This window comes from Streptomyces sp. Ag82_O1-12 (assembly GCF_900182715.1).
In the GTDB taxonomy this organism is placed as follows: Bacteria; Actinomycetota; Actinomycetes; order Streptomycetales; family Streptomycetaceae; genus Streptomyces; species Streptomyces massasporeus.
The window spans coordinates 7,519,796-7,545,230 of sequence record NZ_FXUW01000001.1 but is presented as its reverse complement, the minus strand read 5'-3'; the positions used below and the strand labels follow the sequence as shown (position 1 = coordinate 7,545,230).

Here is a 25,435-nt window from a genome sequence, read left to right as displayed (position 1 = left end):
TTTCACGAGCAGGTCCGAATGTAAGTACAAACTATTGACAGCGTCGCCCTCCGAGACCTACACCTGGGAGGCGGCAGGTCCCGTGGATCCACGCCCCCACCGTGTCAGGGCGCTTCTGGACCCGCATCCCCAGCTTCCCGAGGAGGTCGCGCATGGCCGAGCCAGCCCAGTATTTCGATGTGATCACGATGGGCCGCATCGGGGTCGACCTCTACCCCCTGCAGACGGGGGTCCCCCTGGCCGAAGTGGAGACCTTCGGGAAATTCCTGGGAGGTTCGGCGGCCAACGTGGCGGTCGCCGCGTCCCGCCTCGGACGCCGGACGGCGGTGATCACACGCACCGGCGACGACCCCTTCGGCACCTACCTGCACGAGGAGCTGAAGGGCTTCGGCGTCGACGACCGCTGGGTCACCCCGGTCGGCGCGTACCCGACGCCGGTCACGTTCTGCGAGATCTTCCCGCCGGACGACTTCCCGCTGTACTTCTACCGCCGTCCCAAGGCCCCGGACCTGGAGATCCACACCGACGAGCTGGACTTCTTCGCCATCCGCGGCGCCCGGATCTTCTGGATCACCGGCACCGGCCTGAGCGAGGAGCCGAGCCGGTCCGCCATGCTCGCGGCCCTCAAGGCCCGCGACAAGTCGGGGATCACCGTCTTCGACCTCGACTGGCGGCCGATGTTCTGGCGCGACCCCGAGGAGGCCCGCCCGTACTACCGCGAGGCACTGCGGCACGCCACGGTCGCCGTCGGCAACCTCGACGAGTGCGAGATCGCCACCGGTGTACGCGAGCCGCAGGCCTGCGCGGACGCGCTGCTGGAGGCCGGCGTGGAGCTTGCCGTCGTCAAGCAGGGCCCCAAGGGCGTCCTGGCCGTGCACCGCGACGGCACCCGGGCCGAAGTGCCGCCCGTGCCGGTCGAGGTGGTCAACGGCCTGGGCGCGGGCGACGCCTTCGGCGGCTCGCTCTGCCACGGTCTGCTCGCCGGCTGGGACCTGGAGAAGACCATGCGCCACGCCAACGCCGCCGGCGCCCTCGTCGCCTCCCGCCTCGCCTGCTCCTCCGCGATGCCCACCGAGTCCGAGGTCGCGGACCTCCTCGCCGGGGTGCCGTCGCCGAGCACGAGCCACTGATGCCGTCGCCGAGCACGAGCCACTGAAACGGAGCCTTCCTTGAACATCGGCATCCCCGACCTCACCACGGTCAGAGCCCGCAATCCCGAGGCGGTCGCGGAAGCGGCCGCCCGCCGGGTGCGGCGCCCGCTGCTCGGTACGAGCGGCCGCCTGATGATCGTGGCCGCCGACCACCCGGCGCGCGGCGCCCTCGGGGTCGGCGACCGGCGCCTGGCCATGGCCAACCGCGCGGACCTGCTCCAGCGGCTGTGCACCGCGCTGTCGCGGCCCGGCGTCGACGGGGTGCTCGCCACCGCCGACATCCTGGAGGACCTCCTGCTCCTCGGCGTCCTCGACGACAAGGTCGTCATGGGCTCCATGAACCGCGGCGGTCTGGCCGGGGCGTCCTTCGAGATGGACGACCGCTTCACCGGACACCGCGCCGAGGACATCGCCCGGCTCCGCTTCGACGCGGGCAAGCTCCTGGTCCGCGTCGACTACGACGACCCGGGCTCGCTGACCACGCTGGAGTCCACGGCGCGGGCGATCGACGCCATGGCCGAGCGGCGACTGCCCCTGTTCGTCGAGCCGTTCATCTCCCGGCGGGTCGACGGCACGGTCCGCAACGACCTGTCCGCCGAGGCCGTCACCCGGTCCGTCGCCATAGCCTCCGGGCTCGGTGGCACCTCCGCCTACACCTGGCTGAAGCTGCCCGTCACCGACGACCCGGACGACATGGCCGAGGTGCTGGAGACCTCCACCCTGCCCGTCGTGCTGCTCGGCGGCGAGGTGGGCGAGGACCAGGAGGGCGCCTACGAACGCTGGCGCAAGGCCCTGCGCCTGCCCACCGTCCAGGGCATGGTCGTCGGGCGGTCGCTGCTCTACCCGGCCGGGGGCAGCGTGGAAGAGGCCGTGGACACGGCCGTCGGTCTGCTGTGATCCGGAGGACGCAATGACGTACCACCTTCCCGCCGGCAAGGCCCTCGGCGGCCCCTACACCGTCGACGTCACGCCCGAGAAGGCCGGCTGGGGGCATTCCAGCCTGCGGGTCCTGGAGCTGCCGCCCGGCGGCGCGCACTCCTTCGACACCGGCGACAGCGAGTGGATCGTCGTCCCGCTGAGCGGCGGCTGCACGGTCGCCGCGGCGGACGACTTCGGTCAGGAGACGTTCGAACTCCAGGGCCGCGCCGACGTGTTCAGCGGCGTCACCGACTTCGCGTACGTGCCGCGCGACGCCCGCGCGACCGTGACGTCCGCCGGCGGCGGACGGTTCGCGCTGACCGGCGCACGCTGCACCCGCCGGCTGCCCGCGCGCTACGGCCCCGCGTCCGAGGTGCCGGTGGAGCTGCGGGGCACCGGCACCTGCTCCCGGCAGGTCAACAACTTCGGCGCGGCCGGGGTCTTCGAGTGCGACAAGCTCATCGCGGTCGAGGTGATCACCCCCGGCGGCAACTGGTCGTCGTTCCCGCCCCACAAGCACGACGAGCACCGGCCCGGCGAGGAGTCCGTGCTGGAGGAGATCTACTACTTCGAGTTCGCCGGCCACGACGGCGTCCCCGGCCTCGGCTACCAGCGCGTCTCCCCGTCCGGTCCGGGCCGGGACACCGACGTGCTGGCGGAGGTGCGCGACGGCGACGTCGTCCTGATCCCGGACGGCTGGCACGGGCCGTCGATGGCCACGCCCGGCCACCACATGTACTACCTCAACGTCATGGCGGGCCCGGAGGCCGAGCGCGCCTGGCTGATCTGCGACCACCCCGACCACGCCTGGGTCCGCGAGACCTGGCCGGACCAGCCGGTCGACCCCCGGCTCCCCCTCTACACCGCCCCGGAGACCTCCGTATGAGCGCCCCCACCCGCAGACTGACGACCGCCCAGGCGCTGGTCCGGTTCCTGTCCGCCCAGTACACCGAGCGCGACGGCGTGCGCCGCCGGCTGATCGCCGGGACCTGGGGCATCTTCGGCCATGGCAACGTTGCCGGGATCGGCCAGGCGCTCCTCGAGGCGGGCGAAGAAGCCATGCCGTTCCACCAGGGCCGCAACGAGCAGTCCATGGTGCACGCCGCCGTCGGCTACGCCCGGCAGCTGAACCGCCTGTCCGCGCAGGCGGTGACGACCTCGATCGGCCCGGGCGCCACCAACCTGGTCACCGGCGCCGCCCTGGCGACGATCAACCGGCTGCCGGTGCTGCTCCTGCCCGGCGACTACTTCGCCTCGCACGCCCCCGACCCGCTGCTCCAGCAGCTGGAGCACCCGGTCGAGGCCGACGTGTCGGTCAACGACACGCTGCGCCCGGTGTCGAGGTACTTCGACCGGATCACCCGCCCCGAGGCGCTGATCCCCTCGGCGCTCCAGGCGATGCGGGTGCTCGCCGACCCGGCCGAGACCGGCGCGGTCACCCTCGCCCTGCCGCAGGACGTGCAGGCGGAGGCGTACGACTGGCCGGAGGAGTTCTTCGCCGAGCGGGTCTGGTACGTACGGCGTCCCGCGCCCGACCCGGTCGAGCTGACCGCCGCCGTCGAGGCGATCCGGTCGGCCGAGCGGCCGCTGATCGTGGCGGGCGGCGGCGTGCACCACAGCGAGGCCGAGCAGGCGCTGAAGGCGTTCGTGGAGGCCACCGGCATCCCGGTCGCCTCCACCCAGGCCGGCAAGGGCTCGCTGCGTCACGACCACCCCGCCGACCTCGGCGGCATCGGCCACACCGGCACGGCGGTCAGCGACGAACTCGCCCGCACCGCCGACCTGGTGATCGGCGTCGGCACCCGCTACACCGACTTCACCACCGCCTCCGGCACGCTCTTCCAGCACCCCGGCGTGCGGTTCCTGAACCTCAACATCACCGCCTTCGACGCCCACAAACTGGCGGCGCGGACGCTGGTGTGCGACGCGCGGTCCGGCCTGGAGAAGCTGGCCGAGGGGCTGGCCGGGCATCGCGTGCCGGAGGCCTACGAGGCCGAGTGCCGCATCGGCAAGGAGCGTTGGGACGAGGTCGTCGAGGCCGCCTACCGGGCCGAGAACGAGAACGCGGTCCCGACCCAGACGCAGGTGCTCGGCGCGCTGGACGCGGCCGTCGGCGACGACGACGTGGTGATCAACGCGGCCGGTTCGCTCCCCGGCGACCTGCACAAGCTGTGGCGCTCCCGCAGCCCGCGCCAGTACCACCTGGAGTACGGCTACTCCTGCATGGGCTACGAGATCCCGGCCGGCATCGGCGTCCAGCAGGCCGCCCCGGGCACCCCGGTCTGGGCACTGGTCGGCGACGGCACCTACCTGATGATGCCGACGGAGATCGTCACCGCCGTCCAGGAGGGTCTGCCGGTCAACATCGTCCTCCTCCAGAACCACGGCTACGCCTCGATCGGGGGCCTGTCGGAGGAGACCGGCGGCGAGCGGTTCGGCACCGCCTACCGCTTCCGGGCCGCCGACGGCACCTTCACGGGCGCCCCGCTGCCCGTCGACCTCGCCGCCAACGCCGCCAGCCTCGGCATGGACGTGCTGCGCGCCAAGACGGTGCGCGAGCTGCGCGAGGCGCTGGCCGCGGCCCGCGCCTCGGACCGCCCGACGTGTGTGTACGTCGAGACCGACCCGGCCCCGACCGCTCCCCCGGCCGAGGCCTGGTGGGACGTGCCGGTCGCCGAGACCGCCTCCCGCGAGGCGGCCGTCGAGGCCCGCGAGCGCTACGACCGCCAGGTGGCGGACCGCCGCCGCCACCTCTGAACCCCCGCCGAACTCAGGCTCCACGAAAGGCCCCCCGCACCATGAAGACCATCACCCACTGGATCGACGGCAAGCCCGTCGAGGGCAGCTCCGGCCGGTTCGGCCCCGTCTACAACCCGGCGACGGGCGCCCAGGAGAAGCAGGTCGCGTTCGCGTCCGTCGACGAGGTCGACGCCGCGGTCGCCTCCGCCAAGGCCGCCTTCGCGAGCTGGGGTGAGTCCTCCCTGGCCAAGCGCACGGCGATCCTGTTCAAGTACCGCGAGCTGCTGGACGCCCACCGCGACGAGATCGCCGAGCTGATCACCGCCGAGCACGGCAAGGTGCACTCCGACGCGCTGGGCGAGGTCGCGCGCGGCATGGAGATCGTGGAGCTGGCGTGCGGGATCTCCGTCCAGCTCAAGGGCGAGCTGTCCACCCAGGTCTCCACCCGGGTCGACGTCGCCTCGATCCGCCAGCCGCTGGGCGTGGTCGCGGGCATCACGCCGTTCAACTTCCCGGCGATGGTGCCGATGTGGATGTTCCCGCTGGCGATCGCCTGCGGCAACACCTTCGTGCTGAAGCCGTCGGAGAAGGACCCGTCGGCCTCCTTCCGGCTGGCCGAGCTGGCCACCGAGGCGGGTCTGCCGGAGGGCGTCCTGAACATCGTGCAGGGCGACAAGACGGCCGTGGACCGTCTCCTGGAGCACCCGGACATCGAGGCGGTGTCCTTCGTCGGCTCGACGCCGATCGCCAAGTACATCCAGCGAGCGGCGGTCGAGCACGGCAAGCGGGTGCAGGCCCTGGGCGGCGCCAAGAACCACATGCTGGTGCTGCCCGACGCCGATCTGGAACTCGCCGCCGACCAGGCGATCAACGCGGCGTACGGCTCGGCGGGCGAGCGCTGCATGGCCGTGTCGGTGGTCGTGGCCGTCGGTGACATCGGTGACGCGCTGGTCGGCAAGATCGCCGAGCGGGCGAAGAACCTGAGGATCGGCCCCGGCGACGACCCGGCCTCGGAGATGGGCCCGCTGATCACGCGCGAGCACCGCGACAAGGTGGCGTCGTACGTGGCGTCGGCCGCCGAGCAGGGCGCGGAGGTCGTGGTCGACGGCACGGGCTTCTCGGTGGAGGGCCATGAGGACGGCTTCTTCCTCGGCGTCTCCCTGCTGGACCGGGTGCCGCTGACGGCGGACGCGTACCGGGACGAGATCTTCGGCCCGGTACTGGCGGTCGTCCGTGCGGAGACGTACGAGGAGGCCATCCAGCTGATCAACTCCTCGCGCTGGGGCAACGGCACGGCGATCTTCACCCGGGACGGCGGCGCGGCCCGCCGCTTCCAGCTGGAGGTCAAGGCCGGCATGGTCGGCGTCAACGTGCCGATCCCGGTCCCCGTCGGCTACCACTCCTTCGGCGGCTGGAAGGACTCGCTCTTCGGCGACCTGCACGTCTACGGCAACGACGGCATCGCCTTCTACACGCAGGGCAAGGTCATCACCACGCGCTGGCCGGACCCGTCCGACGGCGGCATCAACCTCGGTTTCCCGAGCAACTCCTGACACCGTAAGGGGGGTTCGTCCATGGCGAAGACAGGTGACCGGGCCCGTACCACGGCCGCCGCCGCGCTCGGCTCGCTGGACTTCGCCCTGGACCGGGGCAGTCCCGTGCCGCTCTACCACCAGCTCGCGCGGCAGCTGGAGGCGGCGATCGAGCACGGGGTCCTCGCCCCGGGGAACCTCCTGGGCAACGAGGTCGACCTGTCCGTGCGCCTCGGCCTGTCCCGCCCCACCGTCCGCCAGGCCATCCAGTCCCTCGTCGACAAGGGGCTGCTGGTCCGGCGGCGCGGGGTGGGCACGCAGGTGGTGCACAGCCAGGTCAAACGCCCGCTGGAACTGAGCAGCCTCTACGACGACCTGGAGACGGCGGGGCAGGCGCCGACCACCGAGGTCGTGCGCAACGAGGTCGTCCCGGCCTCCTGCGAGGTGGCCGCCGCCCTCGGCGTGCCGGAGGGCGACGAGGTGACCGTCCTGGACCGGCTGCGTCGCACCCATGGCCGGCCGGTGGCGCTGCTGCGCAACCACCTGCCGGTGTCCCTGCTGGACCTGGACAGCACCCGTCTGGAGTCGACGGGCCTGTATCGCATGATGCGCTCGGCGGGCATCACCCTGCACAGCGCCCGCCAGACCGTCGGCGCCCGCGCGGCGACCGCCGGGGAGGCGGCCCGCCTGGACGAGCGGGAGGGCGCGGCGCTCCTCACGATGCAGCGCACGGCGTACGACGACACGGGTCGCCCGGTCGAGTACGGAACGCACATCTACCGGGCCTCGCTCTACACGTTCGACTTCCAGTTGCTGGTCAGGTCCTGAGACTCACGGTGAACGGTGTGGCCGGGCGCTCCAGCTCTTGGCCGTCCACCATGATGTCGACGGCCTCGTTGTAGAACGCGAGCAACTCCCGCACGACGGTGACCGCCGGCAACGGATCCGGATAGCTCCAGAGGACGTTGCGGGGCACGTCGCCCTCGCCGCGCCAGGTCCAGTACCGGGCCCGTCCCTTGTACGGGCACGCGGTGCGGTGGTCGGTCGGCTCGAACAGGTCGAAGCGGACGTCGTCGCGGGGAATGTAGTAGCGGGTCGGCAGGGACGTCTCGAAGAGCAGCACGGGGCTCACGGTGTCCGCCACGAGGATGCCTTCGATGCCGACCTGGACGTGTCGGCTGCTGACCAGCGCGTCGACGCGTTTGTAGGGGTCGCGCGGGTGGACGAAGATCTCTTCCTCCTCCTCGTACCAGTGGTCCAGGCCGCTGTCCCGGCGCCGGAACCACTCGAAGGCGATGTGTCCGGCCAGGTCGTCCGCGGGGAACGTCCAGGCCGCGTTCGCGACGCGTTCGCCGCCTGCGTGCAGGTCGTAGAAGATCTGTGATCCGGTGTGCGTTCCCGTGGGCGGGTGCGCGGCGGGGCGCAGGAGGTCCGTGCGGACGTCTCCCCGGGGGAAGGCGTACTGCGGTACGGGCAGGTGGGGCTCCCAGACGAGGACCGGGTGCCGGCTGTCGACGACGGTGACGTCGCCCTTGCGGCCGCGCACCCAGCGCTCGCTGGGCTCCCACAGGAGGCCATCCGGGGTGGTGCGCACGGGTCGGGCGGCGGGGTGGGTGGTCATGGCCGGTGCTCCCTCCGGATGTCCGGTACACATCCACGGTCCCACCACCGGGCCGCTCGGGCCCTCACAGAGTGGTCAGTGCGCCGCCTCCAGCCGGGCATGCTGCTCCGGCGTCAGTTCCAGATCCACGGCGGCCAGGTTCTCCTCCAACTGCGCTACCGACGACACGCCGACCAAGGGGACGACGGGCAGCGGGCCGCCGATCTGCCGGGCGAGCACGACCTGGCCGACGGTCGCACCGGTTTCCAGGGCCACCTCGTGCAGCACCTTCAGGCGGGCAGGCGTGCCCGGGTGGTCGTAGTCCGAAGGCAGCCGCTCCGGCCGGGTGTAGGCGCCCTTCAACAGCGGCGAGTAGGCGACCAGCGTGAGCCCCGGCTCGTCCCGCAGGTAACCGAGGAGGTCGGGGCCTGCGTGGCCGAGGCTGCCGTCGGGGAAGAGGTCGCCCGGCATGTCACTGCGGGGACGCAGATGACTGTGGGCGTACTGAAGCACCTCGTAGCCGGGAAGCCCGGCCGCCGCCGCGAGAGCCCGGGCCCGCTCCACGCGCCATACGGCGTGGTTGCTCACACCGAGCACACCGACGGTGCCCTCGGCGACCAGGGCGGCGAAGCCCTCGACGGTTTCGCGCAAAGCCACCTTCGGGTCCTCGATGTGCGCGTACAGCACGTCCAGGCGGTCCACCCCCAAGCGCTCCCGGCTGCGCTCGGCGGACTCCCGGATCACCTTCGCCGACAGTCCTTCCGTATGGTCGACGTAGCTCGTGCCCGGGGCGAGAGGACGGGCGCCCAGCTTGGTCGCGATGACGACCTCGTCGCCGGTCCCCCTGCTGCGCCGCCACCGCCCCAGCAGTTCCTCGCTCTGCCCGCCCTGGCCCCCGTCGACCCAGAAGGCGTAGTTGTCGGACGTGTCGATGAAGCTGCCGCCCGCCTCGACGTATCGGTCGAGGATGGCGAAGGACGTCTTCTCGTCGGTCACCGAGCCGAACAGCATCGCGCCGAGTGCGAGCACGCTCACCCGGCGGCGAGTCCGCGGATCGGTACCTATGGTGCGGTACTTCATGGTCGTTTCCTCCCTCGCCCACCCCGCTCCGGGGCGTTTCGCACGGGAGTCTTCAACTTGAAGTGCGCTCCACGTCAAGGACCGGTCGACGGATATGGCCGGGTCGCCATGAGCGGGCGAACGCACCTTGACTCAGGTGGGGCCTGTGACGCAGAGTTGTACATATACACCGTAAACATACGGTACCTTCGATCGCACCCAGGATGTTTCCCCTATGGCGCGCAACAGGCCGGTCTCGGCCGATCCTCCCGGGGCGGATACCCGCCCTGAGTCGAGCACGCCCGCCGGAGCCCCATGGGCGCCGTCGACCGTCCTGGTGACCGGTGGAGCGGGATTCATCGGCAGCCACACCTGTGTCGAACTCCTCGACCACGGCTACGAGGTGATCGTGGTCGACGACTACTCCAACAGCTCTCCACAGGTCTTCGCCCGGGTGGAACGGGTAGCGGGCCGCTTCGTCGGTGCGGTCTACGAGCTGGACATCCGCGACCGGCGCGCCCTGTCGGCCGTCTTCGACCGGCATTCCGTGGACGCCGTCGTGCACTTCGCCGCGTACAAGACTGCGGAGCGGTCGAAACGAATGCCCGTGCAGTACTACGACACCAATGTCGGCGGCACGACGTCCCTGCTGCGGACCATGCACGACCACGGCGTGCATCACCTCGTGTACCCGTCGTCCTGCTCGGTCTACGGCGACGCCGGCCCCGGCCCGCTCGACGAGAAGACGCCCGCCCGGCCCGCCAACCCCTACGCGGCCTCGAAGTGGATCTGCGAGCAGATTCTGGACGACGTGTGCCGCCACTGCCCCGAGTGCACCGTGCTGTGCCTGCGCTATTCCACCCCCGCCGGGGCGCATCCCAGCGGGCTGCTCGGCGAGGACTCGCGGGACTCACCCAACACCCTGATGTCGTACGTCGCCCAGGTGGCCGACGGCAGACGTGGGCGACTGCGCGTCTACGGCGACGACTACCCCACCCGGGACGGAACCGCGGTCCGGGACTACCTGCACGTCATGGACGCGGTCGAGGCACACCGCGTGGCGCTCGACCATCTCACGGACGGGCCGGGCATGCGCGTCTACAACATCGGCGCCGGGCAGGGCAGTACGGTCCTCGACGTCATCGCCGCCTTCTCCCGGTTGAGCGGCCGCCCCATCCCCTACGACATCCTGCCCCGCCGCCCGGGTGACGTCCCCGAACGCGTCACGGACCCGTCCGCCGTCACACTCGCCTGGGGGTGGCGCCCCACCCGGGGTCTCGCCGACGTGTGCCGGGACGCCTGGCACTTCCAGCGGCTCAACCCGTACGGCTACGCGGACGGCCCGCGACAGCCGGACGGGCACGAGTAGGGCCTGTCATGTCGCCCCGGGCCCAGCGCACTGATCACCGGGCAAACCCGTTCGCTCGACCGGGGCGGCCACTGGCTCCGCGCGACCGCCCCGCGGACCGCGTGCGCAGGCCCGGCGGGACGCCGGTCGGCCATCGGCTCATGACCGCCTTCCTCGTCCTGGCCGGCACGCTGACCATGCTCTGGATGACCGTCCCGGAACTGCGTACGCCGCTGTGGGCCCTCATCGGGCTGGCGAGTGTCGGCGCCGTCTGCTGCGGTGTGCACGTCCACCGGCCCGCGCACCACTGGCCTTGGTGGACGCTCGCCGCCGGCCTGCTCGCCTTCACAGCGGGCGACACGTACTACAACGTCCAGGAGGCGTACTTCACCACGGCCAACCCCTTTCCGTCCCCGGCGGACGCCTGCTATCTGGCGGTCTATCCCCTGTTCGCCGCAGGCCTGTTCGGTCTGGTGCGGTACCGCTGGGCGGGCCGCGCGGTACCCGGCCTGCTTGACGCCCTGCTGGTGACCACCGGTCTCGGCCTGGTGGTATGGGTCCATCTGGTCCAGACACTCACCCGGCTGGAGGGTTTGACCTGGCAGGAACGCGCGATCGGCATTGCCTATCCGCTCGGGGACGTGCTGGTGCTGGCCCTCCTGGCCCCCCTGCTCTCCCCCGGAACCGCGTCCGGCGTGAACCGTGCCGTGCAGTTCCTCGTGCTGGGCACACTCACGCTGCTCTGCATCGACATCGCCTACGGAATCCAGCAACTCGCCGGCGCATGGCAGGCGGGCACGCTGCTGGACTCCGGCTGGATCGTCTTCTACACAGCGTGGGGACTGGCCGCTCTGCACCCGTCCATGGCGGGTCTCAGCGCCGCTCAGTCCCCGCCGCGCTCGCTGCTGCCACCGTGGCGGCGGCTCCTGATCCTCGCGGCGGCCACGCTGGTGTCACCCGTGCTCCTCATCCACGAGGAGGCCCTGGGCCGGGTGGGGGACGCGACGGCGCTCGCCGCGTTCTCCGGCACGCTGTTCCTGCTTGTGATCCTCCGGCTCGCGGTGATGGTCCTGGCGTACCGGGAGGCAGTGGCACGCGACCAAGCACTGCGCGCCGCCGCCAGCGCGCTGGTGGCGGCGTTCTGGCCCCATGAGATCGCGCAGACCTGCGAGGCGGCGGTCGTCGGCCTGGTCGGCGGGAAGGTGCGGCACGCGACGATGCTCCTGCCGGCCGAGGACGCCCACGACCTCTACGCACGCCTGGCGAGTTGCTCCCGCAACGGCGACGGCGTCGCAGGCGAGGGGCGGCCTGTGCCCGCACGCGGCGGCGCCGTCCGGGATGAGACCGCCCGCGGCGCGCTCCCCGAGCCGGTCGGCCCGCGCACCCTCATGGTCCCCACCTCGGACTGCGGGCCGGTCGTCGCCGCCCGGCTCCGAGGTCTGCCGACCGCTCTGGTCTGCCCCATGGTCCAGCCCGACCGACCAGCGGGCGGCGAGCCACCGGGCGTGCTGGTGGTGGCCGGCCACGATCAGCACCTCGCCGAGGTGCGCGACTCGCTGGAGATCCTCGCCTCGCACGCCGGGCTGGCGACGGAACGCGTCGCGCTGCGACGGGAGATCGTCCGCAAGCAGAGCGAGGCGTACTTCCGCACCCTCGTGCACAATGCTTCGGACGTCATTCTGATCGTCGACGACGACATGACCGTCCGTTACGCCAGCCCGTCCTCCCGTGCCGTGTTCGGCAGCGCCGAGCTGACCGGGGCCCGACTGCCGGACCTGGTTGGCTCCGGGGAGAGCGACCGCGTGGTACGGACCCTCACCGCACTGCGGAACCCAGAGCGGCAGGAGGTACGCGACCACTGGTGGGTGGCGCGGGACACCAGACGGATCGAAGTGGAGGTGCGCTGCCGTGACCTGCGGCAGGATCGGACCGTCGGCGGCCTGGTCGTCACGCTCCGGGACGTCACCGAGCAACGGCAGCTGGAGCACGACCTCACCCAGCGGGCCTTCCACGACTCGCTGACCGGCCTGCCCAACCGGACCCTGCTGCTGGAACGCACCGAACGGGCGCTGCTCCGCGGCCGCCGGGAGTCGACCGTCACCTGTCTGCTCTTCGTCGACCTGGATGACTTCAAGATCGTCAACGACACACTGGGCCACGCGGTCGGAGACCGCCTGCTGTGCGCCGTGGCGGAACGCCTGGCGGCTGTGTTGCGCCGTACCGACACGGCGGCCCGCCTCGGCGGCGACGAGTTCGCCGTACTGATGGAGGACGCCAAAGAGCCCTTGGACGGCGAGCTCCTTGCCGCACAGCTGATCCAGACGCTGAGCAGGCCGTTCCAGCTGGCCGACGCGTCGGTGCGGGTGTCGGCCAGCGTGGGCATCGCCACCGCCAGGGACAGCACCGACACCCAGGAGTTGCTGGCCCTCGCCGACGTCGCGCTGTACGCCGCGAAGGCGGCCGGGAAGCGGCAGTGGCGTCGCTTCCAGCCGCAGCAGCGCGTACGAATGGCGGCACGGCACGACCTCAGGGCAAGGCTGGACAGCGCGGTCGCCCGGCAGGAGTTCGATCTGCGGTACCAGCCGGTCGTGGACATCGCCGCGGACGAGGTGGTGGGCTTCGAGGCCCTGGCGCGCTGGCCGGGACAGCACCGCGAACCGGTCCCGCCGACGCAGTTCATCCCACTCGCCGAGGAGACCGGACACATCTCGGCACTGGGCGCCTGGGTGCTGCACAGCGCCGCCGCCGACATGGCCGGGCTGCAGCATCGCACGGCGGGGCTCACGCCGTACCTCAGTGTCAACGTCTCCGCCCGTCAGTGGCACGACACGGACTTCCTCGAGCAGGTGTGCCGCGCCCTCGACGGCGGGCTGGCTCCGGGCACGCTGCAGCTGGAGCTCACCGAGTCGGTCCTCATGCGGCGCACCGAGCAGATCGACACGCTCCTGCGGGCCCTGAAGGACCGCGGCGTGCGCATCGCCGTCGACGACTTCGGCACCGGCTACTCCTCGGTGCGCTATCTGCGGGATTTCCCAATCGACGTACTGAAGATCGACAAGTCGTTCATCGACGACATTCCGGCGGACCCCCGGCAGATCGCTCTCGTCGAGGGCATCGTCCACCTCGCCGCCGCGCTGGAGCTCCAGGTGATCGCGGAGGGAATCGAGCAGCCGGCACAGCGGGAGCTGCTGGAGAGGGTCGGCTGCCGGTACGGGCAGGGATACCTCTTCGCCCGGCCGATGACGGTGGAGCAGAGCGAGACCGTACTGCGGCGGCAGGCCGCCGACCGCATGTCACCACGCGACTGAACATGGACCAAGAAGGTCCGCTCGACGAACCGCTCACCCACCGACCGGCACCGCGGAGCCACGCGGAAGCCTGCCGAGGCCCTGCCGTCGCATGCTCACCGGCGAGCGCGCGGTGCCGTCTCGCCACGGCGGGAGCTCGCCCGATGCCGCTGACAACGCGAACGCCGTCTCCACCAGCGCGACATGGCTGACCGCCTTCGGCGCGTTGCCCAGTTGCCGGCCCACGTCCGGGTCCCACTGCTCCGCGAGCAGCCCCACGTCATTGCGGACGGCGAGGACGCGCTCGAAGGCCTCACGAGCCTCCTGCGGCCGCCCGGTCGCTGCGAGGGCATCGGCGTACCACAGGGAGCACGAGACGAAGGTCCCGTCATGGCCGGGCATGCCGTCCGACGCCCCCCGGCGGCCCGGGCCGTACCGGCGCATGAATCCTCCGTGCCCGAGCCTGCGCATGGCGCGGACGGTGCCGCGCACCCGCTCGTCCCCGGCCGGGAGAAAGCCGAGCCGGGGCATGAGCAGGGCGGAGGCGTCCAGGGCCGACGAGCCGTACGACTGCACGAAGGACCCCTGGGCGGTGTCCCAGCCCTCCCGGCAGACTTGCCGGTGCGCCTCATCCCGCATGGCCCGCCACTCCCCGGAGGAGCCGTTACGGCCGAGCAGTTCACCCATGCGCAGGGCGCGGTCTGCGGCCACCCACGCCATCACCTTGGAGTGCACGAACTGTTGCCGCGGTCCCCGTGCCTGCCAGAGTCCGAGGTCGGGTTCGCGCCAGTGCCGGTGGAGGAACCCCATCAGCGCTTCGACCAGGTCCCACACATGAGCCGGCATCGCGATCCCGGCCCGCAGCGAGTGCCACAGCGTGTCGATGACCTCGCCGTACACGTCCAGCTGGAAGGAACGCGCCCCGGAGGTACCGAACCGCACCGGCCGGGACCCCTCGTAGCCCGGCAGCCACGGCGCCTCGGTCTCCGTCAGCAGCCGCTGTCCTTTGACGCCGTACACGGTCTGCAGATCGGCGGGGTCACCCGCAATGGCGCGCACCAGCCAGTCCAGCCAGGCCGTGGCCTCCTCCCGGTAACCACTGCGCAGCAGGCACGACAGGGTCCGTGTGGAGTCGCGTAGCCAGCAGAACCGGTCGTCCCAGTTGCGCTCCCCTCCGATGGTGCCGGGGAGTGAGGTGGTCGGCGCGGCCACGATGCCGCCCGTGGGGGCGTAGGTGAGCGCCTTGAGCGTGATGAGGGAGCGCACCACGGCGTCCCGCCAGGGGCCCTCGTACCGGCACTGACCGCTCCAGCGGCGCCAGAAGTCGGCCGTCTCCTTGAGTGCGGTCTCGGCCGGCACGGACAGAGGCTCGGGCGGGCCGGGCCGGTGGGAGGGTGACCACGCCAGCGTCAGCGCCACTCGCCGGCCCGCCGGAACGGTGAAGTACCGGATCGTGGCCTCTTCACCGCCTTCGACCCGCTCCGGAGTGTCACCACCCAGCCAGACGGCGTCCGGCCCGGCGACCGCGACGGTGCAGTGTCCGACGTCGCGGACCCAGGGCACCACGCGGCCCTGATGGAAGCGCAGGCGCAGTTCGCTGCGCACCGTCACGCTCCCCGTCAGGCCCTCGATCACCCGCACGAGACAGGGCAGCCCCCCACGGGGCGGCATGAAGTCCGTGACACGCACGGCCCCGGTGGCCGTCTGCCATACGGAGTCCAGAACCAGTGTGTCGGGACGGTAGGCGCGGCGGGTGCAGGGGCCGCCGGAGACGGGGGCGATCCGCCAGAACCCGTTGCCCTCGGTGCCGAGCAGCGCGGCCAGACAGGCCGGCGAGTCGAAGCGCGGCAGACACAGCCAGTCGATCGCCCCGTCCCGGCCGACCATGGCAGCGGCCTCCAGATCACTGAGGAGTGCGTAGTCCTCGATCGGTGCGCTCATGATCGGTGCCTCCGCCCCCGGGGACTGGCCCCGAGGGACTCCCGTTTCAGTGACGTATGTTTACGTCGTATATTTACAATCTTCTCCCCGCCGTCGGCCGGGGTCAACCCCGTTCCGGCGACGCCCTTCGCCCGTTGGCACGCCCGCGCGGCGTGGGTGACGATGAAAGGGGTCAGCCCTTCAGGGACATGGCAGGGGTGCTGCACATTGAGCTGCTTGCACGTGCGCCGCACGGGCCCCGGGTCGGTGGCGGCGCCGTCGTGAAGACCCGGCACCGCCCGGTCCGTTCCCGTCTCGGCAGGCTTCGCAAGCGGAGGGGTGCCGTGGCCGAGCCCGACGGCCGTGTCGGTCGGGCCGAGACCACCAGCGACCGGACGGTACGCACCGCCCGCACCATCGTGGTGCTCGGCGTCACCGAGGTCATCGGCAAGCTGTCCATGGTGCTGGTGGTCATCGGCGCCGCCCGGCTGCTCGGAGTGGCGGACTTCGGCGTCTTCGCCTACGCCCTGGCCGTGGGTGCCCTGGCCACGACTGTCCCCCTGTGGGGCTACGACACGATCGTGGTGCAGCGTGCCAGCGCCGCACCCGAGCGGCTGCGTGCGCTGCTCGCCGAGCTCCTGGTCATGCGAACCGGCCTGGTGGTACTGGTCTTCGCGGTCATCTGCGGGGTGCTCGCACTCTCCCGGCCCTCCGACACGGACACGGCCCTGGCGGGGCTGATCGTGGTCGCCGCCGTCCTGCTGGACACCTTCACGGAGGCGTACCGGTCGGTCGCGGCGGCCCGGCAGCAGCAGAACACCATCGCCGTCGTTCACCTGATGCAGCGCCTGCTGACCGCGGCCTGGGTACTGACCGCGTTGCTGCTCGACACCGGTCTCATGGGACTGGCCCTCGCCTATTTCGCCGGAACCGCGGTAGGCCCGGTGGCCGCCATGGTGCTGATCAGACGCCAAGGGACACGCGCCGACTGGGGTGCCGTGTCGGTCGGGTCGCTCGTCCGACTCAACCGCGGAACCTGGATGATCGGTCTGGAATCCATCGTCGCGATGGCTCTGTTCAGGCTGGACACGCTGTTCCTCGGCTGGCTCGCGGGCAACCGGGCGGTCGGCATCTACGCCGCGCCCTACCGTCTGCTCGAGACGGCCGTGTTCGTCTGCTGGGTCGTGAGCCGGGCGGTGTTCCCCCTGATGGCCTCCGATCCGAGGCCACACCGCGTTCGCCGCCACACCGAGCGCGGCATCGGTGTCCTGGCAGCCGTGTTCATCCCCTACATGACGGTGCTGTTGTGCCGGGGGCACGACGTGCTACTGCTGCTCTACGGTGAGCAGTTCGCCGACGCCGGCACGGACATGCTGCGCTGGCTGGCCCCGGCGCCTCTGCTGTTCGGCATCGCCTACCTGCTCAGCGACGCCCTGACCGCGGCCGGCCCGACCCTGCGTGCGCTCACCGGAGCGGTGACGGCCCTGGTGGTCAACGTGGTGCTCAATCTTTCGCTCATCCCCCACTACGGCGGAGTCGCCGCGGCGTTCGCCACGTCGTGCTCGTACGCGGTCGCAGCCGTCGTGCTGATCCTTCTCGGCCCGGCGAGAATAGGGCGCCCCCGGCTGACACGAACCGTGCTGCCCGCCGTCGTGGCCTCGGGTCTCGCCGCCGGGCCGCTGCTGGCTCCCTGGCCCCTCGCACCGGCTCTGCTCGCCGCCGCGGTGGTCTATGTGTTTTGCTGGGCGGCCATCGCACGACGCCTCGATCCGGAACAGATCCAGGTTCTCCGCCAGATGTCCAGAAGACGCAGGAGCGGATGACCGACGCCGGGCGGGGAATCGGACAGCCGACGATCAGTGGAGCCGCTCCACGGCCCCGGCCGCCTTGACGGCGACACGGCGGACCCTCGGGTGGGAGCGGACCACGGCGCGGACGGTACGGTCCGACGCCGTCCAGGCCCGCCACAGCGCCGCCCTGGGAGTGCGTCGGGCCACGTACCCCTCGGTCAGCGTCAGATCCGCCGTCTTGAGTTCCTGCTTGTGGCGCTCGGCCCCCTTGCCCAGGTCTATAAGGGCGATGCCCAGATCCGCGGCGGCCTCGGCGACCTTGAGGGACAGCACGACTCCGGGCGAGTACCAGGCGAACCGCGTGTCGTAGGCGGGGAACCAGCAGGCGAGCACCTGCCGAGATCGCAACTCGTAGCGCATGGCGACGAGTTCCTCGCCCGCGTAGAGCGCGGACAGCGTGCCCGAGCAGGAGTCGGAGGGCAGGTCGAAGAGCTCCCGGAGGATCACTCGGAACCACTCCTGGGAGAGGAGATTGCGACGAACCCCCTTCGCCCGCAGTTGGGCGGACTTCCAGCGGATCAGGGTTTCGAGGAGATCGGGATCGGGCGTATGGAAGACGAGACGGACCTGGCCCACTTCGCGGCTCAGTTTTCGCTCCTTTCTCCGCGCCGCTTTGAGGGGTTTGCGCCGAAGGTTTTCCAGACGTTCGAGGTACGAGCCGCGGTCGCCGTTCAATTCCATGATGGGCGAGGAGGCGCGCCCGCGAGGCGTTCCCGAGTCTTCGAAGGGGGTCTGTCCAGCGGCCAAGTGGTCGTACTCCCAGACCGAGAGATCACAGGCGCGCAGCAATTCCTGAGGGTCCCAGTCGAGATCCGGCTCGTGAATCAGCCCCTGGCAGTCGCAGAATCCCGAGCCGATGGGTTTGCCGGCGCCGAGGGCATGCCGTTCGAAGGGGAAGAACCCGACGATGCGCGGGCCGTCCGGGGCCGGGACGGTCAGCCGGGCCACCCTGGCGTTGGCGCGCTGTCGCCCCACCGCCCTGGTGAACTCCGGTGAGAAGAAGGGATTGGCCAGCGCCAGGTCTGCTCGCTGCATGGCGTGCCACGCGGTGATGTCGGCAGTGGTCAGTTCGTCGGGCCGGAGGACCGTGACGTCCATCGCGATCACCTCAGTAGGACAACGGCTGCACGACCCACCACATGAACAAGTCTAAGTTGCCTTTTCCCTTTCCAGCCAGGCGAGCGTTCAGCAGTGATTCGCTACCTGCAATCCGGGTGCGTCCCTTGCCATTTGATCAATGCCGGACGGATCTCTCTCGATGCTTCACCGAGATGCCCGCCCGTTCTGCGCGGCCTAAAATCGGAACGTGGGCACTGGTGGGTCCCTCCTCGAGCGAGGCGGGAGAAGGCTGTGAGCGGATCTGCTGCACTGCTGATCGACACGCGCGCCGGTCCGGTGCGGGTCACCACCCCGGCGCCACGTGAGACCTGGCGGGAACTGGCCGAGCGGGATCCGGCAACACAGGTCACCCAGATTCCCGAGTGGCTCGACTGCATCTGCGCGACGGGACCGTACCGCGATGCCAGCCGCTTGTACGAGTTCGAGAACGGCAGGCAATGGGTGCTCCCCCTGGTGGGCATGCGGAAACGTCCGCGGTGGCTGGGTGAGGAGGAGTCCTGGCCGGGCGAGTGGGGCATCGGGGGGCCGGTGTTCCGGGGAAGCGTCGGTTCGGCGGAAGCCGAGGCGTTGTTCGACGACTTGTCGCGCCGACCGGCCAACCGAGTCGGTGTGTGGTTCCGCCCCGGGGACGACGACGTGTGGACGCGCACCGCCCCCGACAACTTCCGCCTCGAGCCGCACACCGCGCATGTCCTGGACCTCGAGGGCGGGTTCGACACGGTGTGGGAACGTCGCTTCCACCAAGGGGTACGGCGCGGAGTCCGTCAGGCCGAGCGCTGCGACATCGAGGTCGAGGTGGACCGCACGGGCCGTCTGGCGCCGGAGTTCTACCAGTTGTTCGAGCTGTCGATCCCGCGCTGGGCCGGCCAGCAGAACGAGCCGCTGGCCCTGGCCCGCTGGCGCAGAACACGCGTCTTTCCCCGGCAAAGACTGGAGGCGGTCGCGGCCCGGCTCGGGGAACAATGCGCGATCTACATGGCTCGGCATGCCGGGGAGCCCGCCGCGGCGATCGTCGTCCTACGCCACGGCAACCACGCCCTGTACTGGCGCGGCGCCATGAACCGGGAACTGGCCCATCCCATACGGGCCAATCACCTGTTGCACAGGCTGGCGATCGAGGACGCGTGCGCCGCGGGCTGTCTGCGGTACGACATGGGAACCTCGCGCGAGGGAACGACACTGCGCAGATTCAAGGACAGCTTCGGAACGGAGAGCACCTCGTCTCCACGGTACTTCCGTGAGCGGCTTCCCACATCCATGCCCCGACGGGGGCTCTGGTGGGCCGTCAGGCGCGCGATTCGCTTCAAGCCGGTCTGACGCTTCATCACCTGCATGGTGATTCACTACGCCCCGCCGGCGGGATCGCCAGGCGACGGCCGTCCGAACGCCCGGAACGTCCATCCCGAATTCCGCCATCTCGCCGCGTCAAGAGCGTGGCGTGCATCGAGGATCACCGGTCTGCGCACCACCTTCGCGAGTTCGGCCGGATCGATCCCGCCGTACTCGGGCCATGCGGTCAGATGCAGGACGACATCCGCTTCCTCACACGACTTGGGCACGTCCAAGGTGAACTGCAGCCCGGGAAAGACGGCGCGGCCGCGGTCGGCGGCCTCCGGGTCATGCACGCGTACCCGCGCACCTCGGGAGCGGATGCCGTCGGCGACCGCAAGGGCCGGCGAGTCACGCACGTCATCGCTGCCGGGTTTGAAGGCCGCGCCCAGCACCGCGACGTTCCGGCCGGAGAAGGACCCGCCGGCGAGCTGTTCCGCCAGAGTGATGGTGCGCAGGCGCTGGCGCATGTTGATCTCGTCGACCTCGCGCAGGAAGCCCACCGATGCACCGAGTCCCAGTTCCTCGGCCCAGGCGACGAGAGCACGGATGTCCTTCGGCAGACAGCTGCCTCCGAACCCGAGGCCTGGCTGCAGGAACGGGCGTCCGATCCGCGGGTCCCGGCCGACGGCCTCCGCCAGGGTCACCACGTCGGCACCCATGGCGTCGCACAGTTCCGCCATCGCGTTGATGAACGAGATCTTGGTGGCGAGGAAGGAGTTCGCCGCGAGCTTGACCAGTTCGGCGGTGGCCAGATCGGTACTGATGAAGGGCGTTCCCGCGTGCACCATGGGCGCGTAGATCTCTCGCAGCGTCGCATCCGCCCTAGGGGACACGACACCGGCCACCAGGCGCTCCGGCATGAGGGTGTCGTGCACGGCGAAGCCCTCGCGCAGGAACTCAGGATTCCAGGCGATTTCGGCGTGCGGTGCGACCTCGCACAGCCGGTCCGCCAGTCGTGTCGCGGTTCCCACCGGCACAGTCGACTTCCCCACGACCAGGCACCAACCCCGCTGATCGCGCAGATGGACGGCCAGTTCGTCCATGACACCGTCGACGAAACGCAGGTCGGCGGCGTGGGAGCCGGGCTGCTGCGGAGTCCCCACGCAGACGAAGTGTGTACGGGCGAACCGGGTCGCCTCGGCCAGGGAACAGGTGAAGCGCAGTTGGCCCGACTTCAAGTTCCTGTTGAGCAATTCGTGCAGACCCGGTTCGTAGAAGGGCACTCTGCCCTTGGACAAGGCCGTGATCCGGTCGGCATCACGGTCGATGCCGAGGACCTCGTGCCCCATGTCCGCCATGCACGCGGCATGCACGAGCCCGACGTATCCGGTTCCTATGACTGTCAGCCGCATGGGAACCCTCCATCACCAATACGTTCGCTAGGTATGAACGTTCGTTTCGGAATCACTCGCCGGCGCCGGAAGGTCGCGGGTGGTCAGTAGGCACCTGTACCCCGCACCACAGCGCCGGCCGTGCGCAGTAGGATCTTCATGTCCAGCGCGGGTGACCAGTTCTCCACGTAGCTGAGGTCAAGGCGAAGGCTCTCCTCCCGCGAGAGGTTGCAACGGCCGCTCACCTGCCAGAGTCCGGTCATGCCGGGCTTCACGAGCAGCCTGCGCTTCATCATCTCCGTATAGGCGCTGGGCTTCGCCGACAGCGGCCTGGGCCCGACGAGCGACATCTGCCCCATCGCGACGTTGAACAACTGGGGGAGTTCATCGAGCGAATACCGACGCAGAATCGAACCCACCCTGGTCACTCGGGGATCATCGGCGACCTTGAAATACAGACCGTCGCGCCTGGAGTCGAGTGCGATCAATTCGGCTTTGCGCTTCTCCGCGTCCCGCTGCATCGTACGGAGCTTGATCACGGTGAAGGACCGGCCGTCCAGCCCGAGCCGCCGTTGCCGGAAGAACACCGGGCCCGGACTGTCCAGGCGCACCAGAAGCGCGAGGGCGACCAGGAGCGGGGCGAGGAGCACGAGACCCAGGCTCGCCAAGATTCGGTCGGACAGTGCCTTGGGGATGCGCGCTACCCGGGAGAGATTGGGCACCCGCACGCGCAGTAGTGGCATTCCCGCGACCGCCGTGACGCTGATGCGCGCAGGAGCGACGTCGGGGAGCGCCGGGGCCAGCAACAGCTCGACGTCTTCTCCCCGCAGGCTCCAGGCCAGCTCTCGCAGCGCCTCGGCACCGAGGTCGGGGTGCGGCAGGACCAGCACCGCGTCCGGTTCGCAGCGGCGTGCCGTAGGGACAACGTCCTCGATTCCGAACACCGGCACACCGAGCGAGGTGACCTCGTCGGCGCGGGCCGGATCCGTAAGGCAGGCCGCCACGGCCCTCAGACCGCAGGGAGTGTCCCGGTGCAGTCGGGTGATCAGTTCGGCCGCCGGACGGGCGGGCCCGACGAGCAGGATGAGCGGCCCCTGCCGCCGCCCGGCGCGGGCGGGCGGCATCCGCCCGCGCCGGCCCTCGTGGAACAGGAAGGCCAGCAGGACCGTGATGGTCACGGCGAACAGCGCCACACGGAGCAGCGTCCCCGCGGCGAGGAACCATACGACCGCCCCCGCCGCGATCACGATCAGGCCGACTGCCTGCGGTGCGGCGTGCGAGAGCCTGCGCCTCCTCGCCCCTCCCAGCCGTGAGCCCCCGGACCCGCCGTGCGGCGGGCGGGTGTGCGTGCGATGCCGGACTCCCGGCGCAGCGGGGCGCCGGTCGGTGAGAGCGGTCCTGGACATTGCGGTCACGCCTCCTGCGGAGCCTGGCACAGCCCCCTATCGCAAGCGACAGGGCGTACGTTTACGTCATATACGTACATACTATCCCAATAGGTCCACATGTCGATACACTGCATATATACGCCGTAAACGGACACTTGAAGATCTTTCTGAGGAGCTCTGGCGCCGTGCTGACGACCCGCTTCGAATCAGATCAGCCCCTCGGTCGTGCACACGCTCAAGGCCATCACCGCACGACCGTCCTGCATGTGGCGCAGTCCAGCGGAGGTGGTGTGTCCCGCGTGGTGGCGAGCCTTGCGACCGGCCAACTCGCCTCGGGTGACCGAGTCGTCGTCGCCTGCCTGCCGAACAGCGGACTCTCCGCTGCGGCCGCGCGGTGCGGGGCCGAGGTGCTGGCCTGGCGGGCCACGCGGGAACCGGGCCATGAGCTCCCCCGCGAGGTGCGGGATCTGTATCAGCTCATAAAATCGGTCCGCCCCGACATCGTGCACCTGCACAGCTCCAAGGCTGGTCTGGCCGGCCGCCTCGTCGTGCGCGGCCGGCTCCCCACCGTCTTCCAGCCCCACGCGTGGTCGTTCAACGCGGTCGGCGGCGGCCTGCGGATCGCTTCCATCCACTGGGAGAGAGCAGGGGCTCGATGGGCACACCAGGTGGTCTGCGTCAGCGAGGCAGAACGCGCCCAGGGCGTTGCGGCCAAAGTCGCGGCGCCCTACACGGTGATACCGAACGGCATTGATGTCGACCACTTCGGCCTCACGGAGCCCGCCGCGCGCGCGGATGCCAGGCTGCGGCTCGGCATGGCTCCGTCCGACCCGCTCGCCGTCTGCGTGGGACGACTGTGCCGTCAGAAGGGGCAGGACGTTTTGCTGAACGCCTGGCAGGACATCGGCGACCGGGTTCCCGGAGCACGATTGGTCCTGGTCGGCGACGGGCCGTACCGCGAGCTGCTCAGGCACCGGGCGCCTGCCGACGTCGTCTTCACCGGAGAGGTCGGGGATCCCCGGGACTGGTACCTCGCGGCGGACCTCGTGGTGCTGCCCTCCCGGTGGGAGGGAATGGCACTGGCCCCGCTGGAAGCCATGGCTTCCGGCCGCGCCGTCGTCGTGACCGACGTCCCGGGGGCGCTCGAGTCGCTGCCGCCGGGCCATGCCGGGCGCATGCTGGTACCGCGTGGCGATCCCCGGGCCCTCGCCGATGCCGTGACGGCCCTGCTGCCTGATCGCACGGCCTGCGACGACTTGGGGAGGCAGGGACGTGCGCACGTACGACGGCACCACGACGTGAGCTCCATGCTGGAGCGCACAGAGGCCGCCTACCAGGCCGCCCGGACCACCCGGAGGCCTGCCGCCCGCGGACGTGCGTCCCGGACCGCAACACGACGGACCCCCGTCAGTGCCGTGCGGCGCGGCCGATCAGGGAGTGCAGAGCCGGACGCAGCGCGGGAACGCGCCCGGTGACCCGACGCATGGCCGGGTAGCCGCGCAAGGTCTTGATCCGGAACGTCGTGTCCGTGTCGGTGGAGTTGACGTCGACACGGGGCACGGCATACCGCCCTCCTCCGTGGTGGGTGCTGAACGCAACCTCGAAGCCGGCCTCGGCGACCGCTCGACGGGCCGTGGCGTCGTGCTCCCCGTAGGGGTAGGCGAATGCGCGCGGGCGGCGGCCGGTGAGGTCGCGCAGAGCCCTGGCCGCGTCCACGACATTGCGGACCAGGGTCGTGGGATCCGCCGCCGTGAGACATCTATGGTCCCAACCGTGGCACTCCACATCCAGTCCGGCGCGAACCAGCCTCGCCACGTCTTCGGCGTCGACGAGTGCCTCGTCGGGCATCTCCGTCATCCACCGGGACCTGCCGCCCAGCAGGCCACTGAGCACGAAGACGGTGGCGGGCACGTTGAGCTCCCGCAGGATCGGGAGCCCTTCGTCCACCATCGCCCGGTACCCGTCGTCGAAGGTCAACAGCACGCTTCGGCGCGGGGCGGTGCGATGCAGATACTGCTCGAGGGTCAGCGGCGTCCAGCCGCGCCGGAGCAGAGCGGTGAGCTGCCCGTGGAGCCGGTCCGGTGAGACGAACAGGTTGAAAGGATCTTCCTGGCCACTACGCCGGCCCACCCCGTGGTACATCAGCACCAGGGGACCCTGTCTCGACGCGGTCATGTCTCCTTCCCCGCTCGACGGCTGAGCTGCCGCACGGCGAAGCCGACCCAGCCCGCCACCAGCAGGGCAGCGGCCACGACGACGACACGGAGCAGCGTGCGGGACGGCTTGAGCTGTGCCGCCGTGGGGTCGGCCCGAGCGGTGATCTCCCCTGCGATCAGCCGGTCGTTGCCCGCCGCTCGGTTGACCGTGTTCGCGATCGAGTTCGCCGCCACGGCGGCTTGGCGGGCGTTGCCGAGCGAGACGGAGATGTTGAGGTTGCCGGTGTTCGGCTCCACGGTGGCGGACAACGTGTCCCGGAGCTGCTTGGGCGTGACCCCGGCCGTGTCGGCGGCTGAATCCACGGTCGCCGTCGCGCCTGCCACCACCGAGTACTTGTTGGCGATCAGTTCGACGACGTCCGCGTCGACGACGTTCAGCGAGCGGGGGGCGAAGGAGATCGTGCTGGTCGTCGAATAACGGGTGGGCAATTGCTCGACCACCACGAGACCGGCGCCGAGCACGATCAGGCCCGCCAGGAGCGCCGCCAGCAGTCCGCGCCGACGCGGGCTGCCGGAGCTCAGAAAGCCCGCCGGGCCGGACTTGCCCGGTGCCGCCGCCTCGTCCGGATCGGCGGTGTCCGGTCCCGTCCCGGTTCGGGACGCCGAACCACCGGATGCTCTGGCTTGCCAAGCTCTCATTTCTTC

The 25,435-nt window shown here is 70.6% G+C and carries 19 protein-coding genes; 11 read left to right on the top strand and 8 right to left on the bottom strand.

Features of this window, described 5'->3' with window-relative positions; translation table 11 throughout:
* Positions 1-152 precede the first annotated feature (152 nt).
* Genes iolC through QOL88_RS34355 form a run of 6 tightly spaced genes read left to right on the top strand, consistent with a single transcriptional unit; the run spans position 153 to position 7,168 of the window.
* Entirely contained in the window at positions 153-1,130 is a 978-nt protein-coding gene (iolC, locus tag QOL88_RS34380) for a 5-dehydro-2-deoxygluconokinase (RefSeq protein WP_097222132.1), read from the top strand.
* Positions 1,131-1,169: 39 nt separating this feature from the next.
* The gene (locus QOL88_RS34375; protein WP_097222131.1) at positions 1,170-2,048 is read left to right on the top strand and encodes a Cgl0159 family (beta/alpha)8-fold protein; all 879 of its coding nucleotides are present in this window, start codon (positions 1,170-1,172) and stop codon (positions 2,046-2,048) included.
* A 13-nt stretch (positions 2,049-2,061) separates the two neighbouring features.
* A complete protein-coding gene (gene iolB / locus QOL88_RS34370) occupies positions 2,062-2,955 on the top strand; it encodes a 5-deoxy-glucuronate isomerase (protein WP_097222130.1) in 894 nt (297 codons plus the stop codon).
* Entirely contained in the window at positions 2,952-4,826 is a 1,875-nt protein-coding gene (iolD, locus tag QOL88_RS34365; protein ID WP_097222129.1) for a 3D-(3,5/4)-trihydroxycyclohexane-1,2-dione acylhydrolase (decyclizing), read from the top strand. The genes iolB and iolD overlap by 4 nt, the downstream gene beginning before the upstream one ends.
* A 41-nt stretch (positions 4,827-4,867) precedes the next feature.
* Positions 4,868-6,361, top strand: coding sequence for a CoA-acylating methylmalonate-semialdehyde dehydrogenase (locus QOL88_RS34360; protein WP_097222128.1), 1,494 nt, complete (start codon positions 4,868-4,870; stop codon positions 6,359-6,361).
* Between the two features lie 21 nt (positions 6,362-6,382).
* Complete coding sequence (locus QOL88_RS34355; RefSeq protein ID WP_097222127.1) at positions 6,383-7,168, top strand: GntR family transcriptional regulator; 786 nt, start codon at positions 6,383-6,385, stop codon at positions 7,166-7,168.
* Here QOL88_RS34355 and QOL88_RS34350 read toward each other — a convergent pair.
* Together QOL88_RS34350 and QOL88_RS34345 are read right to left on the bottom strand one after the other, a co-directional pair.
* Complete coding sequence (locus QOL88_RS34350) at positions 7,158-7,961, bottom strand: DUF427 domain-containing protein (protein WP_097222126.1); 804 nt, start codon at positions 7,959-7,961, stop codon at positions 7,158-7,160. The two genes, QOL88_RS34355 and QOL88_RS34350, sit on opposite strands and share 11 nt — an antisense overlap.
* A 75-nt stretch (positions 7,962-8,036) precedes the next feature.
* Complete coding sequence (locus QOL88_RS34345; protein ID WP_097222125.1) at positions 8,037-9,020, bottom strand: aldo/keto reductase; 984 nt, start codon at positions 9,018-9,020, stop codon at positions 8,037-8,039.
* 316 nt (positions 9,021-9,336) lie between these two features.
* Here QOL88_RS34345 and galE point away from each other — a divergent pair, with 316 nt between their 5' ends.
* Both galE and QOL88_RS34335 read left to right on the top strand, forming a co-directional pair.
* The gene (gene galE / locus QOL88_RS34340; RefSeq protein ID WP_257027971.1) at positions 9,337-10,368 is read left to right on the top strand and encodes a UDP-glucose 4-epimerase GalE; all 1,032 of its coding nucleotides are present in this window, start codon (positions 9,337-9,339) and stop codon (positions 10,366-10,368) included.
* 140 nt (positions 10,369-10,508) lie between these two features.
* Entirely contained in the window at positions 10,509-13,655 is a 3,147-nt protein-coding gene (locus QOL88_RS34335; protein WP_097222123.1) for an EAL domain-containing protein, read from the top strand.
* Between the two features lie 33 nt (positions 13,656-13,688).
* Here the strand turns inward: QOL88_RS34335 and QOL88_RS34330 are convergent, their stop codons facing one another.
* On the bottom strand, positions 13,689-15,575 hold the full coding sequence (locus tag QOL88_RS34330) for a glycoside hydrolase family 15 protein (protein ID WP_097222122.1): 1,887 nt from the start codon (positions 15,573-15,575) through the stop codon (positions 13,689-13,691).
* A gap of 323 nt (positions 15,576-15,898) precedes the next feature.
* Between QOL88_RS34330 and QOL88_RS34325 the strand changes: the two genes are divergently transcribed.
* Entirely contained in the window at positions 15,899-17,377 is a 1,479-nt protein-coding gene (locus QOL88_RS34325) for a flippase (RefSeq protein ID WP_179879038.1), read from the top strand.
* 33 nt (positions 17,378-17,410) lie between these two features.
* On the opposite strand, the gene QOL88_RS34320 is transcribed toward QOL88_RS34325, so the two are convergent.
* Positions 17,411-18,502 (bottom strand): GNAT family N-acetyltransferase, encoded by a 1,092-nt coding sequence (locus tag QOL88_RS34320; protein ID WP_143668911.1) that lies wholly within the window; start codon positions 18,500-18,502, stop codon positions 17,411-17,413.
* A 252-nt stretch (positions 18,503-18,754) separates the two neighbouring features.
* Here QOL88_RS34320 and QOL88_RS34315 point away from each other — a divergent pair, with 252 nt between their 5' ends.
* The gene (locus QOL88_RS34315; protein ID WP_097222119.1) at positions 18,755-19,840 is read left to right on the top strand and encodes a GNAT family N-acetyltransferase; all 1,086 of its coding nucleotides are present in this window, start codon (positions 18,755-18,757) and stop codon (positions 19,838-19,840) included.
* Between the two features lie 26 nt (positions 19,841-19,866).
* Here QOL88_RS34315 and QOL88_RS34310 read toward each other — a convergent pair whose 3' ends face one another.
* Both QOL88_RS34310 and QOL88_RS34305 read right to left on the bottom strand, forming a co-directional pair.
* Entirely contained in the window at positions 19,867-21,207 is a 1,341-nt protein-coding gene (locus QOL88_RS34310) for a UDP-glucose dehydrogenase family protein (RefSeq protein WP_097222118.1), read from the bottom strand.
* Between the two features lie 83 nt (positions 21,208-21,290).
* The gene (locus QOL88_RS34305) at positions 21,291-22,592 is read right to left on the bottom strand and encodes an exopolysaccharide biosynthesis polyprenyl glycosylphosphotransferase (RefSeq protein WP_097222117.1); all 1,302 of its coding nucleotides are present in this window, start codon (positions 22,590-22,592) and stop codon (positions 21,291-21,293) included.
* Between the two features lie 281 nt (positions 22,593-22,873).
* Here QOL88_RS34305 and QOL88_RS34300 point away from each other — a divergent pair, with 281 nt between their 5' ends.
* On the top strand, positions 22,874-24,049 hold the full coding sequence (locus QOL88_RS34300; RefSeq protein WP_373559328.1) for a glycosyltransferase: 1,176 nt from the start codon (positions 22,874-22,876) through the stop codon (positions 24,047-24,049).
* Here the strand turns inward: QOL88_RS34300 and QOL88_RS34295 are convergent.
* Both QOL88_RS34295 and QOL88_RS34290 read right to left on the bottom strand, forming a co-directional pair.
* Complete coding sequence (locus tag QOL88_RS34295) at positions 23,982-24,749, bottom strand: polysaccharide deacetylase family protein (protein WP_097222116.1); 768 nt, start codon at positions 24,747-24,749, stop codon at positions 23,982-23,984. The genes QOL88_RS34300 and QOL88_RS34295 overlap by 68 nt on opposite strands.
* Positions 24,746-25,429, bottom strand: coding sequence for a YveK family protein (locus QOL88_RS34290; protein ID WP_097222115.1), 684 nt, complete (start codon positions 25,427-25,429; stop codon positions 24,746-24,748). The genes QOL88_RS34295 and QOL88_RS34290 overlap by 4 nt, the downstream gene beginning before the upstream one ends.
* Positions 25,430-25,435 lie beyond the last annotated feature (6 nt).